The sequence below is a fragment of the Nonomuraea sp. NPDC049714 genome (assembly GCF_044465295.1).
Lineage (GTDB): Bacteria > Actinomycetota > Actinomycetes > Streptosporangiales > Streptosporangiaceae > Nonomuraea.
This window is the reverse complement of sequence record NZ_JBITLM010000003.1, coordinates 460420-475598: the sequence shown is the minus strand read 5'-3', so window position 1 is coordinate 475598 and position 15179 is coordinate 460420. Positions and strand designations below refer to the sequence as shown.

At 70.9% G+C, this 15179-nt stretch carries 18 protein-coding genes; 10 read left to right on the top strand and 8 right to left on the bottom strand.

The window, feature by feature from the left end; translation table 11 throughout:
- The first annotated feature begins 57 nt into the window (after positions 1–57).
- A complete protein-coding gene (locus tag ACIBQX_RS15540; RefSeq protein ID WP_397004771.1) occupies positions 58–954 on the top strand; it encodes a hypothetical protein in 897 nt (298 codons plus the stop codon).
- Here ACIBQX_RS15540 and ACIBQX_RS15535 read toward each other — a convergent pair whose 3' ends face one another.
- The 3 genes from ACIBQX_RS15535 to ACIBQX_RS15525 form a co-directional block, all read right to left on the bottom strand.
- Positions 955–3234, bottom strand: coding sequence for a protein kinase (locus tag ACIBQX_RS15535; RefSeq protein WP_397004769.1), 2280 nt, complete (start codon positions 3232–3234; stop codon positions 955–957).
- A 97-nt stretch (positions 3235–3331) separates the two neighbouring features.
- Entirely contained in the window at positions 3332–3889 is a 558-nt protein-coding gene (locus tag ACIBQX_RS15530) for a GNAT family N-acetyltransferase (protein WP_397004767.1), read from the bottom strand.
- The gene (locus ACIBQX_RS15525) at positions 3886–4386 is read right to left on the bottom strand and encodes a shikimate kinase (protein WP_397004765.1); all 501 of its coding nucleotides are present in this window, start codon (positions 4384–4386) and stop codon (positions 3886–3888) included. The genes ACIBQX_RS15530 and ACIBQX_RS15525 overlap by 4 nt, the downstream gene beginning before the upstream one ends.
- A gap of 37 nt (positions 4387–4423) precedes the next feature.
- Between ACIBQX_RS15525 and ACIBQX_RS15520 the strand changes: the two genes are divergently transcribed.
- Complete coding sequence (locus tag ACIBQX_RS15520) at positions 4424–4705, top strand: hypothetical protein (RefSeq protein ID WP_397004763.1); 282 nt, start codon at positions 4424–4426, stop codon at positions 4703–4705.
- Between the two features lie 41 nt (positions 4706–4746).
- Positions 4747–5133 carry a ChaB family protein gene (locus ACIBQX_RS15515; RefSeq protein ID WP_397004761.1) on the top strand — a complete coding sequence of 129 codons (387 nt, stop codon included), beginning with the start codon at positions 4747–4749 and terminating at the stop codon, positions 5131–5133.
- A gap of 43 nt (positions 5134–5176) precedes the next feature.
- Here ACIBQX_RS15515 and ACIBQX_RS15510 read toward each other — a convergent pair whose 3' ends face one another.
- The 3 genes from ACIBQX_RS15510 to ACIBQX_RS15500 form a co-directional block, all read right to left on the bottom strand.
- Positions 5177–7003: a transketolase gene (locus tag ACIBQX_RS15510; protein WP_397004759.1), complete on the bottom strand. Its 1827-nt coding sequence runs from the start codon at positions 7001–7003 to the stop codon at positions 5177–5179.
- Positions 7004–7077: 74 nt separating this feature from the next.
- Positions 7078–8094 carry an SDR family oxidoreductase gene (locus tag ACIBQX_RS15505; RefSeq protein ID WP_397004757.1) on the bottom strand — a complete coding sequence of 339 codons (1017 nt, stop codon included), beginning with the start codon at positions 8092–8094 and terminating at the stop codon, positions 7078–7080.
- A 5-nt stretch (positions 8095–8099) separates the two neighbouring features.
- On the bottom strand, positions 8100–8354 hold the full coding sequence (locus ACIBQX_RS15500; protein ID WP_397004755.1) for a hypothetical protein: 255 nt from the start codon (positions 8352–8354) through the stop codon (positions 8100–8102).
- Positions 8355–8409: 55 nt separating this feature from the next.
- Here ACIBQX_RS15500 and ACIBQX_RS15495 point away from each other — a divergent pair, with 55 nt between their 5' ends.
- The 3 genes from ACIBQX_RS15495 to ACIBQX_RS15485 all read left to right on the top strand — a co-directional run bounded on the left by ACIBQX_RS15495 (position 8410) and on the right by ACIBQX_RS15485 (position 10463).
- Complete coding sequence (locus ACIBQX_RS15495) at positions 8410–9408, top strand: DNA topoisomerase IB (protein WP_397004753.1); 999 nt, start codon at positions 8410–8412, stop codon at positions 9406–9408.
- Positions 9409–9481: 73 nt separating this feature from the next.
- Positions 9482–9733 (top strand): BON domain-containing protein, encoded by a 252-nt coding sequence (locus tag ACIBQX_RS15490; RefSeq protein ID WP_397004751.1) that lies wholly within the window; start codon positions 9482–9484, stop codon positions 9731–9733.
- Positions 9726–10463, top strand: a complete 738-nt coding sequence (locus ACIBQX_RS15485; RefSeq protein ID WP_397004749.1) for a metallophosphoesterase — start codon at positions 9726–9728, stop codon at positions 10461–10463. Before ACIBQX_RS15490 ends, ACIBQX_RS15485 begins: the two co-directional genes overlap by 8 nt.
- Before the next feature lie 197 nt (positions 10464–10660).
- Here ACIBQX_RS15485 and ACIBQX_RS15480 read toward each other — a convergent pair whose 3' ends face one another.
- A complete protein-coding gene (locus tag ACIBQX_RS15480) occupies positions 10661–10810 on the bottom strand; it encodes a GPGG-motif small membrane protein (RefSeq protein ID WP_397004747.1) in 150 nt (49 codons plus the stop codon).
- A 70-nt stretch (positions 10811–10880) separates the two neighbouring features.
- On the opposite strand from ACIBQX_RS15480, the gene ACIBQX_RS15475 reads away from it, so the two are divergent.
- Positions 10881–11834, top strand: coding sequence for a TIGR03557 family F420-dependent LLM class oxidoreductase (locus ACIBQX_RS15475; RefSeq protein ID WP_397004745.1), 954 nt, complete (start codon positions 10881–10883; stop codon positions 11832–11834).
- On the opposite strand, the gene ACIBQX_RS15470 is transcribed toward ACIBQX_RS15475, so the two are convergent.
- Positions 11831–12316, bottom strand: coding sequence for a DUF1360 domain-containing protein (locus tag ACIBQX_RS15470; protein ID WP_397004743.1), 486 nt, complete (start codon positions 12314–12316; stop codon positions 11831–11833). The two genes, ACIBQX_RS15475 and ACIBQX_RS15470, sit on opposite strands and share 4 nt — an antisense overlap.
- A gap of 90 nt (positions 12317–12406) precedes the next feature.
- Here ACIBQX_RS15470 and ACIBQX_RS15465 point away from each other — a divergent pair, with 90 nt between their 5' ends.
- From ACIBQX_RS15465 to ACIBQX_RS15455, 3 genes are all read left to right on the top strand, one after another.
- Positions 12407–13003 (top strand): nucleotidyltransferase, encoded by a 597-nt coding sequence (locus ACIBQX_RS15465; RefSeq protein ID WP_397004741.1) that lies wholly within the window; start codon positions 12407–12409, stop codon positions 13001–13003.
- Positions 13004–13093: 90 nt separating this feature from the next.
- Positions 13094–13909, top strand: coding sequence for an SAM-dependent methyltransferase (locus tag ACIBQX_RS15460; protein ID WP_397004739.1), 816 nt, complete (start codon positions 13094–13096; stop codon positions 13907–13909).
- 199 nt (positions 13910–14108) lie between these two features.
- Positions 14109–15020, top strand: a complete 912-nt coding sequence (locus ACIBQX_RS15455) for a DMT family transporter (protein WP_397004737.1) — start codon at positions 14109–14111, stop codon at positions 15018–15020.
- The last annotated feature ends 159 nt before the right edge of the window (positions 15021–15179 follow it).

Below are 15179 nucleotides of genomic sequence, written 5' to 3'. Positions count from 1 at the left end.
GATTGATTTTTCAATCATCCAGCGCGACACCTGACGCCCAGTGCACTCTTGTGTCTCATGAGTTCTCAGACATTACCTCCCATTGAGGCGCAAGCCGAAGAACCGCAGGTCCAGGGTCCCAAGGAGCGGGGCAGCGTCCTCGAGATCTTCGAAAGACTCGGCACCGTCGTCGTGCCGGTGGCGGTGGGGCTGTACGCCCTGCTCCACCTGGGCTTCCAAAGCGTCTACGACACCTTCGGCATCACCCCCGAGCAGGCCGGGATCGATCAGTCCACCATCCTGGGCCGCCTGATCGCCACGCTGATCCTGCTCGTCCTGATCCTCCTGCCGCTGGCCGGGATGGTGGTCGGCGTCGGGTGGCTGCTCAACGTGGTCACCCGTGGCTGGGCCGGCCGGATGCTGGACCGGGGGCGCGAGCGGCCGTGGCTGGCCGCCGCCGTCGGCGCCCTGCTCTCCGGCACCGCCTATTGGGGTCTGCTGACCATGGTCGGCATCACCGGGACGCCCGTACTGATCACCATCGTGGTGGTCGCCCTCTTCGGCTACCTGATCCCGTACCGGCTGCTGCGCCGGCGGCCCTCGGGAAGGGCGGGCATGCGCGTGCTCATCAGCGCCCTGGTGGGCATCGGGCTGGGGTTCGTGCTGGTCGGCTGGATGACCGAGGGCGCGGAGGACATCTACGAGCACGGCAACGGCAACATCGTGCTCACGCTGGCCGGCTTCCCCAACCAGTGGGCCACGGTGTCCGACGGCGACGGCAAGGTGCTCACCCCTGACGATCGCTGGCTGGTGCTCGGGCAGGACGGCGGGTCGTACACCTTCTACGACTGCGGCAAGATGGCCACCGTGCGCCGCCCGATCGAGGCCACCATCCTCACCGAGGTCGTGCTGGACCCCGACTTCAGCGAGGGCGGCACCGAGAAGGTCGAGGACTGCGGCTACGACAACAAGTGATCAGCACATCTCCCGATAGCCCGCCTCGGGGATGAGCCTGCGCCACTCGTCCTCGCTGAGCGCACCGCCCGCTCTGGCGCACACTTCTCGTACGGCGAGCGCCGGGTCCACGGGGCCGCCCGGCGGCGCGACGGTGGCGGAGACGTCCAGCGAGACGACCGAGCCGTGGCCGGTCAGGTAGTGGAGGGTCCGCCCGTCGCCGGAGAAGACGTAGTCGTGGCCGGGGGTCTGCGGGACGAGGGTCGCGAGCAGCCGCCGGTCGTCCGCCCGCCACAGGCGCACGCCATCGCCCGAGGGGATGGCGAGCAGTCGGCTGTCGGGGCTGAAGGCGGGGGCGCCCAGCGGGCCGAAGTCCCATCCGGGCAGGGCACGGGTGCCGGAGCCGATCTCGGTGCCGGTTTCGGTGCTGGTTACGGTGCTGGTTTCGGTGCCGGGTACGCCGATGAGCGCGGGCCGGGCGCCCGCGACGGCCAGCAGCCGCCCGTCGGGGCTGAAGGTGAGGGGTGGGGCGTCGCCGTCCGTCCGCGGGGTGACCTGGACGGTGCGGCTGATGGCCCGCCCCGGCACGTCCCACAGCTCCACCCGCCCGTCCGGGCCGGAGACGGCGGCCCTGCGCCCGTCCGCGGACAGCGCCACCTGCGCGTCCGCCACCTCGAACACCGGCCGGTCCTGCGCGTACAGCACGGTCCGGTCGCCGTTGGTGATCGTGAACGTCGCCTTCGCCGCCGGCAGCCCGCCCGAGATCGCCACCCGCCGGCCGTCGGCCGTCTCGGCGTAGCGGCCGTCGGCGCTCAGCGCCGCCGTGCCGGACGGCGTCGGGTACATCGCCAGCAGGCGCCTGCTCGGGATGTCCCAGTGGGTGACCGCGCCACCGGCCCACCTGATCAGATCATCGCCGATCAGCCGGTAGCTCGTCTGGAAGCTCGCGGCGGGGTCGGTGAACACGCTCAGCTCCGGCTGGGACAGCGACGCCTGCAACGCCTCGCGGGCCTCGACCACCGGCGCCAGTTTCCAGGCCGCGACGCTGAGCCGCATCGCCGCCTGCGGGTCGGCGGTGCGCAGCGACTCGGCGCGGGCCGCCACCACCCGGGCGTTGGCCTGGCTGAGCACGTCGCCCTGATCCAGGGCGCTCCGCACCGCGACGGTGGACACGCTCACGGCCACCGCGACGGAGGCGGCCAGCACCGCCACGGCGGGCAGTCTCGCCCACCGGCGTCCGCGACCGGCACGCGCGCGCTCGTCGGCCACCCAGGCGCGCAGCCTCGGCCAGGCCCTGTACAGCGCGGCGCTCACCGGCACGACACCGTCGCCGTCGACGGCCACCAGCGTGCCCAGCTCGCTCTCGGCAGGGGGAACGCGGACGCTGCGCCGGACCAGCAGCCCCGCCTCCGTGAGCCGGGCCAGCGTCCCGTGCTCGTCACGCGGGGCGGGACCGTTCATCAGGGCGAGCAGCAGCCCCGGCAGCTCCAGCCGCTGCGGTAACGAGAGCGTGGCGTAGATCTCCTCCGCCACCTCGCCGAGGGGGCGCGGCCCGGCGGGCCCGTCCGGCGGGGGCAGCTCCAGCGCGGTCTCGACCAGCAGCTCGCGGGCCGAGGGGCGGGCCGCCGGGTCCTTGGCGAGGGCACCCGAGACCAGGTCGCGCAGCGCGTCGGGAAGCATGCTCACGTCGGGATCGACGGTCAGCAGGCGGTGCATGACCTCGCCCAGGCTCCTACCGCGGAACGGGTCCTCGCCGGTGGCCGCGTACAGCACCAGGCCGCCCCACGCGAACACGTCGGACGCCGCGCCCGCCGGCTGCCCCGTGAAGACCTCGGGCGCCAGGTAGGTGCGGGTGCCGCCGACCGCGCCCGGCCCGCCCACGCCGATCACCTTCGGCCCGTCGCGGGTCAGCAGCACCTTGTCCGGTCTCAGGTCGTGGTGGGTGAGCCCGGCCGAGTGCAGCGCGTGCAGGGCGGCGGCCACGTTGCCGGCCAGGGTGACGAGCCGCTCGCCGGAGTAGGGGCCGTGGCGGGTCACCGCCTGCCGCAGGTCGGGGCCGTCGGCGAACGCGCAGACGACGTACGGCACCCGGCCGTCGAGGCGGACCTCGACCACCTCGGCCAGATGGCGGTGCGCCACCCGCCGGATCGGCGCGAGGTCACGGCAGGGCACCCTGACGGCGAAGCGGCGGCCCTGGTCGTCGTAGGAGTCGTAGACGATGCCGCGGCTGCCCGCGCCGAGCCGGCCTGCCAGCCAGTAGCCGCCAAGCTCCTCGGGGTCGCCGGGCATCGAGCGTGTCATCGAAGGCTTAGACGCACGTGGGAGAGGATTGGTTGTCGGTGGCCTCGGAACCCCACAGGCCCCCCGCGCGCCTCGGGGAGCCCGTGGATAATGATCATTATGGCAGGGTCTGGGATCTTGCCTGCCAGTCCGGCCGCAGCACCGACATGATCACCGAGTCGTGCCACTCGCCTTCCCAGCGCAGCGCGTCGCGGAGCACCCCCTCCTCCACGAACCCCGCCTTCTTGTAGACATGCCTGGCCCGGTCGTTGAAGGAGAAGACGTCGAGGCTGATCCGGTGCAGCGGCGTGGTGCCGAAGGCGTGGTCGAGGACCAGCTCGATGGCCTCGCTGCCGTAGCCCTTGCCGAAGGCACGCGAGCCGATCAGCGCGATCCGCAGGTTGCACGACAGGTTGGCGGTGTCGAGCTCGTTGAGCACCACCTCGCCCACGTAGTCGTCCGCCACCATGATCGCCAGATCGAGCCGGTCGTCCTGCTCGCCCCTGGTGGCGTACCAGTGGCGGCCCGCCTCGGGGGCGATCTCGCCGTGCGAGCCGGTCAGCCGCCGCACCTCCGGGTCGGTGACCAGCTCCTGCAGCCCTTCGGCGTGCTCGGGGCCGACCGGCCGCAGGGTCACCAGCTTGCCCACCAGCGTGGGCTTGGCGGCGAACATCATCCGGTGGGCACGCCCAGATCCCGCAGCGCCGCCTCCAGCACCTCCTCGGGTCTCAGCACGCCGACGTCATAGGTGAGATCGCTCACTTCCCGGAAGAAGTGACCGCGACGGGCCCGCATGGCGGTGGGGGAGAAGTCGGGGCGATGGTCGCTGGAGCGCATGCGCTCGGTGAGGATCTCGTCCGACGCGTCGAGCCAGATGACCACCGCCTCCCGCATGGCCGTGCGCACCATCGGGTCCTCCAGGGTGCTGGCGGCGGCGGCGATCACCTTCGGTTCGCCGGCGAGCTCCTGCAGCACATGGTCGGACTCGCGCGCGTGCAGGGTCTCGGCGCCCTCGGAAGCGGCGATCTCAGCCGCGCTCCCGCCGTAACGGGCGCGCAGAAAGGGGTCGCTGTCGCTGAACGGAAGCCCGAGGGCGTCGGCTATCAGACGCCCAGCGGTGGTCTTACCGCTTCCCATCAGGCCGATCACCACGATTGGTTTGTTTTTCCACATGTGGATAGAGGTTCCTCGTGCCAAGGAGGTAAATCAAATGACCATCGCCGGAAGCATCATCCTCATCATGCTCGGCGCGATCCTCACCTGGGCCGTCGAATTCGATCTCGCCGGCCTTGACATCAACATCGTCGGCGTCGTCCTCATGCTCGGTGGCGTGGTCGGAATGCTGTTCGGGCTCTACCGGATCAGCGTCACCCGCCGCGCTGTCGGCCCCATCGACGAGCCGGTTCACCGTCACGAGGTCTACGAAGATCCCGAGACGCGCAGGACCACAGTCTACGAGGAGCGCAGGCGCGTCGACGAACCCCCGCTGTGAATCAGAATCAGACCGCTGGAAAATCAGGAGGTGAAGCTGACATGCCCGCCGAGCAGGAACTGCCGTCGACCATCCGACGCTCGCCGAAGAAGGCGCAGGAGACGTGGATGAAGGCGCACGACTCGGCTGTGGACGAGTACGGCGAGGGGCGGCGCGCCCACATGACGGCCTTCGCCGCGTTGAAGCACACATTCGAGAAGGTCGGCGACCACTGGGAGCCGAAGGCGCGCAAGGGCCCCTCGGACGAGGGCGCGAAGGATCGTTCGGGCCGGACCGACGAGGGCGTCAACGCCAACGCGACCAAGGAGCACCTGCAGGGCGTGGCCGCGGAGCTCGACATCCGTGGCCGGTCGAAGATGACCAAGCAGGAGCTCGTGGACGCCATCAAGAAGGCCAACCGGAGGGCCACCGCCCAGGCCCGCCGCTGACTGACCCCTTTCCCAGCAGCGGCCGCTTTCCCAGCGGCCGCTCTCACAGCGACCGCTTGACCGCCGCGACCACCGCGTGGCGGTCTATGCGGGCGTCCGAGAGCTGCTCAGCCGGTGTCGCCGACCCGGGCAGCCCGTGCACCGCGAGCTTCACGACCCTCGGGCCGAGCTCGCTCACCGCGTCCAGCACCGCGTCGCCCAGCCCGCCCTCGGGCCGGTGGTCCTCCACGGTGATGAGGTTGCCCGTGGTGGTCGCGGCCTCCGTCAGGGCGGCCGCGTCGATGGGCTTGACCGAGTACATGTCCAGCACGCCGACCTGGATGCCCTCCTCCGCCAGGAGGTCGGCCGCGGCCAGCGCCTCGTGCACGGTGATCCCGGCGGCCACGATCGTGGCCCGGTCGGACGGGGAGTGGCGCAGCACGCGTGAGCCGCCCACGGGGAAGTGCTCGCCCGGCTGGTAGATCACCGGGGTCGCGCCGCGTGTGGTGCGCAGGTACGCCACTCCGTCCAGATCGGCCAGCTCGGCGGTCAGGGCCGCCGTCTGGTTGGCGTCGCACGGATAGAGCACGGTGCTGCCGTAGACGGCCCGCATCATGGCCAGGTCCTCCAGGCCCATCTGCGACGGCCCGTCCTCACCGATCGACACGCCCGCGTGCGAGCCCACCAGCCGGATCGACGACCGGCTCACGCCCGCCATCCTGATGAAGTCGTACGCCCTGGTCAGGAAGGCGGCGAAGGTGACGGCGTACGGGATCCAGCCGCGCACCCGCATGCCGACGGCGGCGGCGACGAGTTGCTGCTCGGCGATGTACATCTCGAAGAACCGCTCGGGGTGGGCGGCGGCGAACTCCTCGGCCTTCGTCGAGTCGGCCACCTCGCCGTCGAGCACCACCACGTCCCCGCGGGCGGCGCCGAGCGCGGCCAGCGCCTCGCCGAACGCGGCCCTGGTCGCGACCTCGTCGCCGACCTTGAACTCGGGCAGCGTGAGCTCACCGCTCTCGAACCGGTACGGCGTTGCGCGGCTCACCGGCGGCTGGACCTCGACGGTCAGGCTCCGTGGCCCGCCCAGCTCCTCGACCGCCTGCTCCGGCTCCTTCAGCGCCTTGCCGTGCGCGCCCTCGCGGTTCTCGACCTCGACGACGCCCTCGCCCTTCCGGGTCTTGGCCAGGATCACGGTGGGCCGCCGGCGGGTGTTGCAGGCGTCGCCCAGCGCGAAGTCGATCTGGCCGGGATCGTGCCCGTCGATCTCGATCGTGTGCCAGCCGAACGCCCCGAACCTGCGCGCGTACGCCCCGATGTCCCAGCCGTGCCGGGTGGGGCCGCGCTGGCCGAGCCGGTTGACGTCCACGATGAGCGTGATGTTGGCCAAACCCTCGCTGCCGGCGTGCTCGGCGGCCTCCCAGACGGACCCTTCGGCCAGCTCGCTGTCACCGCTGAGCACCCAGACGTGGTACGGCACGCGTTCCAGACGCCCGGCCATCGCCATGCCGACGCCCACGGGCAGGCCCTGCCCCAGCGACCCGGTGGCGACGTCCACCCAGGGCAGTCGCGTGCTCGGGTGGCCCTCCAGCCTGCTGCCGCGTTTGCGGAAGGACAGCAGCTCCTCGTCGCTGACCACCCCCACGGCCTTGAACAGCGAGTACAGCAGCGGCGAGGCGTGGCCCTTGGAGAAGATCAGGTGGTCGTTCGCCGGATCGTCCGGCCGCTCGAAGTCGTAGCGCAGGTGGCAGGAGAACAGCACGGCCATCAGATCGGCGGCGGACATGGACGAGGTCGGATGACCTGATCCAGCGGCGGCGGCCGCGCGCACGGAGTCGACGCGCAACTGCGCGGCCAGCTCGCTCAGGAACTGGAGATCGTGTCCAGGCATCAGCCCTCCTTGATGGCCGCTGTGCTGGTTGATTCAGCGGCTTCGACCACATTTATGGCTATTACCGTGAAAAGTCAGGACTTGGTGCGGAGGGAGAGCGCCAAGGCCGCCGCCGCCCCACCCGCCGCGACCGCGACCGCGACCGGCTTGCGATGCTGGGAGAGCCAGAGCTGGGGGCTGCGCGCATGACTGCGCTCGTCGAAGCTGCCGCGCGCGCCGTAGTCCTGGGCCTCGTCCGCCGGCTCCCACAGGTTGGAGACGTCACTGGCGGGCTTGTCGGGGGTCTGCTGCGACTCGATGCCAGTCCTGGCGAGATACCGGTCGACCAGGGCGGGCGCGACGCGCTGGGCGAGCAGCGTGGCGGCGGTGGTGACGCCGACCCAGTACTCCTTGCGCTCCGGGTGCGCGGCCGCGTACACGATGCCCCGCGCGGCGACCTCCGGCTGATAGATGGGCGGCACCGGCTGGGGATGGCGGCGCAGCTTCGACAGCACCCAGTCGAACTGCGGGGTGTTCACCGCGGGCAGCTGGACCATGGTGATCTGGATGCCGCTGCGCTCGGCGAGCAGCTCCGTCCTGACCGACTCGGTGAACCCCTTGATGGCGTGCTTGGCCCCGCAGTACGCCGACTGCAGGGGAATGCCGCGATAGGACAGCGCGGAGCCCGTCTGGACGATCGTGCCACGGCCGCGCGGGCGCATCAGGTCGAGCGCCACCCTGGTGCCCCAGACGTAGCCGAGGTAGGTGACGGCGGTGGTGCGCTCGAACTCCTCCGGCCGCACGTCGGTGAACCGGGCGAACACCGAGGAGAACGCCACGTTGATCCACACGTCGATGGGACCCAGCTCGGCCTCGATGCGTTCGGCCGCCTGCCGTACCTGCTCGTAGTCCGCGACGTCGGCTTCGTACACCTGCCCGACGCCGCCCGCCACGCCCACGTCGACCGCCGCCGCTCCGAGGCCGGTCGTGCCCCGCGCGATCAGCGCGACGTTGGCCCCGTGCGCGCCGAGCTCGCGCACGACGGCGCGCCCGACGCCCCCGCTCGCTCCCGTGACGACGACCACCTGCCCGCTGAGGGGGTGTGCTGACATGCGGATCAGCCCACCTCTCCGACGTTGCGGTCCTTCTGGCGGCGTACGGCGAGCACGATGTCGATGACGACCACGACGGCCGCGACGACCGCGATCCCGGTCATCACCGGCGCGCGGGCGATGATGCCGAGGACCGCCAGCGCGAACAGGAACACCAGGATGAACGACCCGACCCTGATGTGCACCACGTCGCGCGGCGTGGCCGGCACCATCGCGTGCCCCCTGTCGGAGGTCTCTTCCCAATCCCTGTCTTCAGTCATGGGCCCCATCTGCCCTTACCGTTTGCGGCCTAACGTCCGGGGTAGCCCGGCGGGCGTGTCGGAGTTGAAGCCCAGTGACCAGAACGAGCCCGGCATCGTCCGGCGCCGTCGCGGGCGTGGCTTCAGCTACCACTACCCCGACGGCTCGCAGGTGCGCGACCAGGCGGTCCTCGACCGGATCAAGGCGCTGGTGATCCCGCCCGCCTGGACCGAGGTGTGGATCTGCGCCTCCGCGGACGGTCACCTGCAGGCTGCGGGCACCGACGCGGCCGGGCGCAGGCAGTACCGCTACCACGACGAGTGGCGCCAGCAGCAGGACGAGGCGAAGTTCGAGCGCGTCATGGAGCTGGCCGAGCGGCTGCCCGCCTTCAGGAAGACCGTCGACGAGCAGCTCAGGGGACGCGGACTCACCAGGCAGCGCGTGCTGGCCGCCGCGGCGCGGCTGCTCGACATCGGCTTCTTCCGCGTGGGCGGCGAGAGCTACGACTCCTACGGCCTGGCGACCCTGCGGATGGAGCATGTGACCTGCTCCAACGGCACCATCACCTGCTCCTACCCGGCCAAGGGCGACATCCCCCGCGAGATCGAGGTGGCCGACGCGGGGGCGTGCCGGGTGATCAGGTCGCTGAAGTCCCTCCGCGCAGACGGGGAGCTGCTGCGCTTCCGCAACGGCGCGGGCTGGGCGGACGTGCGCAGCGACGACATCAACGACTATCTGCGCGAGACGGTCGGCGACTTCACCGCCAAGGACTTCCGCACCTGGCACGCCACCGTCCTGGCGGCCGTGGGCCTGGCGGTGTCCAAGGAGGCGGCCACGGAGACCGCCAGGAAACGGGCGATCACCCGGGTCATGCGCGAGGTCGCCGAGTATCTGGGCAACACCCCGACCGTGGCGCGGGCGTCGTACGTGGATCCGCGCGTGATCGAGGCGTACGAGCGCGGCAGGACGATCACCGGCGCGCTGACCGAGCTCGGAGCCGACGCCGACTACGGGCAGCTGGCCACGCACGGAACCGTGGAGCGGGCCGTCCTCGACCTGCTTCGCGCCGTTTGAGCACTGCGCGACTGCTTCGCGCCGTTTGAGCACTGCGCCGATGGGCATGCGGCGTCTGGAGAAGGAGGAAGCGATGGGAGAAGCTCCGCAGTACGTCGCGGCCCGCGTCCAGCAGGCGCTGGCCGAGGACGCACGCACGAACGAGCTCGGCATCCGCGTCGACATTCGCGGCGATCAGCTCTTCCTGCGTGGGCAGGTGAGCGAGCCCGGGCAGCGGGACAGGCTCGGCGAGGTGGCCCACGAGACCGCCCCGGCCCTTCACCTGCACAACGAGATCAAGATTCTCGACGCGAGCGCGCCCGGAGAGGATGAGCACCTTGACTGACCTACGCATAGCAGCCGTAGGCGACATTCATCTGGGCGAGGACGCCCGTGGCCACTACCGCAAGCGCCTGGAGGGCATCGAGGAGCGCGCCGATGTGCTGATGCTGGCGGGTGATCTCACCAGGCACGGCACCTTGGCGGAGGGGCGCCTGGTGGCCGACGAGTTCCGTGATCTGCCGCTGCCGGTCGTCGCCGTGCTGGGCAACCACGACTACCACTCCAATCTGCAGGACGAGATCGCCGGTGAGCTCCGTGACGCCGGCGTGATCGTGCTCGACGATGACGGGGTCGTCGTGCAGTGCGGCGAGACGAAGCTGGGCGTGGTCGGCGGCAAGGGCTTCGGCGGCGGATTCGCCGGCAAGTGCGCGAGCGAGTTCGGCGAGCCGGAGATCAAGGACTTCGTCCGGCACACCCGTCTCATCGCCGAGGCGTGGCAGGTCGCGCTCAAGGAAGTGCAGGCGGACCACCGGGTGGTGCTGTCGCACTACTCGCCCGTCAAGGAGACCCTTGAGGGCGAGCCCCTGGAGATCTACCCGTTCCTCGGCAGCTACCTGCTGGCCGAGGCGGTCGACACGGCGGGTGCCGACCTGATCCTGCACGGCCACGCGCACAAGGGCAGTGAGAAGGGCATGACGCCGGGCGGGATCCGGGTGCGCAACGTCGCGCTGCCGGTGATCGGGCGGGCCTACGTGGTGTACTGCCTGGCCATGAACGGTGAACATGAAGGGTGAACAGCGAACGCGGCCGGCTCTTCGGAGCCGGCCGCGTTCGCGTGCGGTCGTCGTGCGATTGTCAGCAAGCCTTCGTTAGGGACGCCCTTCCCAAATCCGGGAGCCTTCCCACACCCGGGAGGAAGGGCGATAAGTCGTGGCGGACCACTGGGCCGCTCTCGGATCCCGGCCCAGTGGGGGGACGGCTGACGCCGCCCCTAGACATTGAAGATGCTGACCCCTCCCGGACCCACCAGCAGCCCGAGAACGATCAGGACGATCCCCCACAGGAGGTCGCGACGAGCCAGAATCACATAGACCCCGGCGATGACGAGAATTACCGCGATGATCCAGAGCAAAGTAGCCATAGGTCCTGAGCTGCCCCTGCAATACAGCATTTAACATGTTTTCTCATCAGGCCTCGGGCAGGGGCCCAATATGACGACATTCGGGTATTTCCTGTCTTGTGAGGAGCATGGCCCCCAGGAACTGGTCCGGCAGGCCAAGGCGGCGGAACGCGCCGGGTTCGAGGCGCTGTGGATCTCCGACCACTTCCACCCCTGGCTGGACGAGCAGGGCCAGTCGCCCTTCGTCTGGTCGGTGATCGGCGCCCTGGCCGAGGCCACCTCCCTGCCCATCACCACGGCCGTGACCTGCCCGCTCATCCGCGTCCACCCCGCGATCATCGCTCAGGCGGCGGCCACCACGGCGGCGCTCACCGGCGGCCGGTTCCGGCTCGGCGTGGGCACCGGCGAGGCGCTCAACGAGCACGTCATCGAATCCCGCTGGCCGCCGGCCGCGGAACGGCTGGACATGCTGGAAGAGGCCGTCGACCTGATGAGGAAGCTGTTCACCGGCGAACTCGTCTCCCACCACGGCCGCCACTACGACGTCGACACGGCACGGCTGTACACGCTGCCCGACGAGCCGCCGCCCATCTACATGTCCGGTTTCGGAGACAAGTCCATCGAACTGGCCGGGCGGATCGCCGACGGCTACATCTCCACCGGGCCCAGCGCCGAGTCGATCGAGAAGTTCCACAAGGCGGGCGGCGCGGGCAAGCCGTCGATGGGCGGGCTCAAGGCCTGCTACGCCGCCGACGAGACCACCGCCCGCCGCACGGTGCACCGCCTGTGGCCCACGCAGGGCATCAAGGGAGAGGCCGCGCAGATCCTGCCGCTGCCCCGGCACTTCGAGCAGCTCGCCGAGACCGTCACCGAGGAGCAGGCCGTCGGCGGCACCCCGTGCGGCCCGGACCCGGAGGTGCACGTCCGCGCGCTGCGTGCGTACGTGGACGCGGGTTTCGACGAGGTCTACGTCAGCCAGATCGGCGCCGAACAGGACGCCTTCTTCGACTTCTACCAGCGCCAGGTGCTGCCGGCCGTCGCCTAGGCGGCCGACTTGATCAGCTTGGCGTAGGCGAGCTGCAGCCAGTCCGACGCGGCCACCGCCGTCATCGCCGCCCCGGCCAGCCGGGTGAACCTCGGCGCGAAGACCAGGCCGATGGTGTAGCCGGTGGCCGCCCACTGGGCGATGCAGAAGGGGCAGCTCAGCAGCTCCCCGACGGTGTTGCGCGGCTCCTCCTTCAGCTCCGAAGGCCCGCTGACGCCCTCGAAGCGGGTGAAGGGCGCCCGGAGGGGGCTCGTCACCGGATCCTTGGCCAGCAGCCGCGCCACCTTGTGCGTGCACGCCGCCATCAGCCCCAGGTCCATCAACCCGACGCGCTCCGGCACCCGCCGCCCCGTCACCGCCGCGGCCACCGTGGCGGTGGCCACGACGCCACCGTAAACGGCCATGATGCGGACGTAGGTGCCCAGCGGCCGGTCGTGCTCTCCTTGATAGTCCTGCTCGGTCTTGTCCATGAATTGGGTCATGGGGCCTGGCGCTACCCCCACGCTGCCGCCATACTCGCGCACGCGCCGAGCCGAACGCCTATTCGGCCGGCGTGAGGGTAGCGCGACTCCATGAGCAGTCATAGCCATGAGGTCACTGATGCCATCCTTGACACGCTCAAACGCGCCAGCTCCGGGTTGAAGGACGCGGGGGTGAAGTACGCGCTGGCGGGCGGCTGCGCGGCCTATGCGAGAGGCGCCGCGCCTTCCTTGCACGACGTCGATTTCGTGGTCACCGAGCACGACATCCCCGCCGCCCTGGAAGCGTTGCGGGGGATGGGCTTCGAGACGGCCAAGCCCCCGGAGGACTGGCTGGTCAAGGCGTTCGACGAAGGCAGGCTGGTGGACCTGATCTTCAAGGTGTCGGACCAGCCGGTCACCGACAAGTTGCTCGACCGGGCCGAGCCGATGAAGGCGTCGGCCATGATCGTCCCTGTGCTGGAGGCGACCGACCTGGTCGTGTCCTGGTTGCTGCCGATGTCGGAGCACGCCTGCGACTACGGCGCCCTCCTGCCCCAGGTGCGGGCGCTGCGTGAGCAGGTGGACTGGCCTCGGGTCGCCGCGGTGACCGCGCACTCGCCGTACGCCGCCACGTTCCTCACCCTGCTCGAACGCCTGGGCGTGCTGAACGCCCCCGTGGAGGCCGCCGGGGATCCCACCTGGCCGTGAACCTTTTCGCCGCCTGTTCACGGAGCCCCCTCCCACTGAGACAGTGGGTCCGGATACGATCCGCGCACACGTCATCAAAGGGGGGCCCACGTGACCATCCACCCCGAAGCCGAGTGGACCCCTCCCGGCGTCGACGTCGACCAGCCGAGTCTCGCCCGCGTGTACGACGCCCTGCTCGGCGGCGCCGCCAACTTCGCCGCCGACCGCACCGTGGCCCGCGGCATGCGGACGGCCGTGCCCGACGTGGTCGACCTCGTCTGGTGCTCCCGCGCCTTCACCGGCAGGGTCGTGGACTTCCTCGTCCGCGAGGCCGGGATCCGGCAGTTCATCGACCTGGGGGCGGGCCTGCCGACCATCGAGAACACGCACGAGGTGGCCCAGTTCGCCTCCCCCGCGGCCCGCGTCCTGTACGTGGACCTGGACCCCGTGGTGGAGCCGCACGCCCGCGCCATCCTGTCCGGCAACGCGCACGCCGTCGCGATCACCGCCGACGCCCGCGACGCGCACGCGGTGCTGGGCCACCCGGAGACGGCACGGCTCATCGACCGGTCCCAGCCGGTCGCGCTCCTGGCCATCGGGCTGCTCCACCTCATCCCCGACCGTGAGGACCCGCACGCCCTGGTCAGGAGCTACCTGTCGGCCCTGCCGTCCGGCAGCTACCTGGCCGCCGCCAACATGCTCGCCGGCCTCACCCCGCAGGCGCAGGCGCTGGCGGCGATGCTCCAGATGGCCATGGGCACCGCCCACTTCCGCTCCCGCGAGGCCATCACCCGCTACTTCGACGGCCTGGAGCTGGTGGACCCGGGCGTCGTCCACTTCCCCCAGTGGCGCCCCGACGACCGCCTGCCCGGCCCTCTCACCCCCTGGGAAGAACTCCTCCTGGGCGGCGTGGCCCGCAAGCCCTGACGCCGGCAACAGGTACGGGGTCAGGAGCGTCGGCCGGCCGGAGGATAGAGTACGGCTGTGCCGCGCATTCTCGTTTGCTCCCCTCCGCCCGCCCCGTAGCGGGCGGCGATTCCTGATTCTCCGGGTCTGACCGATCCGGGAGTGGCTGCTGCCCGCACACCGGGCCCATTTCGACCACTCCACCCCGGAGCAATCTGTCATGACCGACCTTTCCCCGCGGCGTGCCACGGTGTACGTCGCGATCGCCGCGGCGGCCTGGGGCACCGGCGGTGCCGCCGGCGCCCTGCTGTTCACCTCGGGCGGCCTCGACCCCCTGGACGTCTCCTTCTGGCGCTACCTGCTGGGCGCCGCCTTCCTGCTCCCGCTCACCTCTCCCCGCCTGTGGCGTCCCAACGGGCGCGTGGCGGTGGTGGGGCTGGGGATGGCCGTCTACCAGACGGCCTACTTCGCCGCCATCGCCGAGTCAGGGGTGGCGGTGGCGACCGTGGTCACCATGGGGGCCACCCCGCTGTTCACCGCCCTGGGCAGCCGCCTGTTCCTGGGTGAGCGCCTGGGCCGGGCCGGCCTGGTCGCCCTGCTGACCGCGCTCGCCGGCCTGTTCCTGCTCACCGGCGGTAACGCGCCGGCCGAGGGCGCCGGCGGTTCGGGCGGCGGGGGGCCGGCCGGGGTGGGTCTGGCCTTGTTGTCGGCTGCCGGGTATGCGGCGGTGACCCTGTTCTCGCGGCGGCATCGGGACGAGCCCGAGGGGATGGCCGTGGGCGGATTCGTCGTGGGCGCGGTCTGTCTGGCTCCGCTCGCGCTGGCGGGCGGGGCGCTGCCCCAGGTCAGCTGGGAGAGTGTGGCGCTGCTGGTCTACCTGGGCGTGGTGCCCACCGCGCTGGCCTACGGGCTGTTCTTCCGTGCGCTGACCGTGCTGCCCGCCACCACCGTGTCCGTCGTCTCGCTGGGGGAGGCCGCCGGCGCGGCCGTGCTCGGCGTGCTGCTGTTCGGCGAACGCCTCACGCCTGCCGCCTGGACCGGGTGCGTGCTGCTGCTGCTCGCCATGGTGATGCCGTCGGTCCTGCCGTCCGTGGCGCGGGCGGCACGGCGGCGGAGGTCACGCCTGTTGTGACGCTGGTCCCCCGGACGGGGTGAGGCCTGGGGAGCGGTGTGACGGTGTGGTGGGCGGTATGGGTTAGGGTCCGTACGGCGACGCTTGCCGTATCGTCGCTCCGCTCCCCGGGCCCACAGGCGGCACGGAGGGAACGGTGCCGGCGGAGCGCGCGTTGGA

Coding starts and splice junctions, on each gene's coding strand:
- ACIBQX_RS15515 (WP_397004761.1), top strand. CDS start 4,747: ATGCCCGCCGAGCAGGAACTGCCGTCGACCATCCGACGCTCGCCGAAG.
- ACIBQX_RS15535 (WP_397004769.1), bottom strand. CDS start 3,234: ATGACACGCTCGATGCCCGGCGACCCCGAGGAGCTTGGCGGCTACTGG.
- ACIBQX_RS15470 (WP_397004743.1), bottom strand. CDS start 12,316: ATGACCCAATTCATGGACAAGACCGAGCAGGACTATCAAGGAGAGCAC.
- ACIBQX_RS15465 (WP_397004741.1), top strand. CDS start 12,407: ATGAGCAGTCATAGCCATGAGGTCACTGATGCCATCCTTGACACGCTC.
- ACIBQX_RS15530 (WP_397004767.1), bottom strand. CDS start 3,889: ATGATGTTCGCCGCCAAGCCCACGCTGGTGGGCAAGCTGGTGACCCTG.
- ACIBQX_RS15480 (WP_397004747.1), bottom strand. CDS start 10,810: ATGGCTACTTTGCTCTGGATCATCGCGGTAATTCTCGTCATCGCCGGG.
- ACIBQX_RS15475 (WP_397004745.1), top strand. CDS start 10,881: ATGACGACATTCGGGTATTTCCTGTCTTGTGAGGAGCATGGCCCCCAG.
- ACIBQX_RS15500 (WP_397004755.1), bottom strand. CDS start 8,354: ATGACTGAAGACAGGGATTGGGAAGAGACCTCCGACAGGGGGCACGCG.
- ACIBQX_RS15490 (WP_397004751.1), top strand. CDS start 9,482: ATGGGAGAAGCTCCGCAGTACGTCGCGGCCCGCGTCCAGCAGGCGCTG.
- ACIBQX_RS15505 (WP_397004757.1), bottom strand. CDS start 8,094: ATGTCAGCACACCCCCTCAGCGGGCAGGTGGTCGTCGTCACGGGAGCG.
- ACIBQX_RS15525 (WP_397004765.1), bottom strand. CDS start 4,386: ATGTGGAAAAACAAACCAATCGTGGTGATCGGCCTGATGGGAAGCGGT.
- ACIBQX_RS15540 (WP_397004771.1), top strand. CDS start 58: ATGAGTTCTCAGACATTACCTCCCATTGAGGCGCAAGCCGAAGAACCG.
- ACIBQX_RS15510 (WP_397004759.1), bottom strand. CDS start 7,003: ATGCCTGGACACGATCTCCAGTTCCTGAGCGAGCTGGCCGCGCAGTTG.
- ACIBQX_RS15520 (WP_397004763.1), top strand. CDS start 4,424: ATGACCATCGCCGGAAGCATCATCCTCATCATGCTCGGCGCGATCCTC.
- ACIBQX_RS15455 (WP_397004737.1), top strand. CDS start 14,109: ATGACCGACCTTTCCCCGCGGCGTGCCACGGTGTACGTCGCGATCGCC.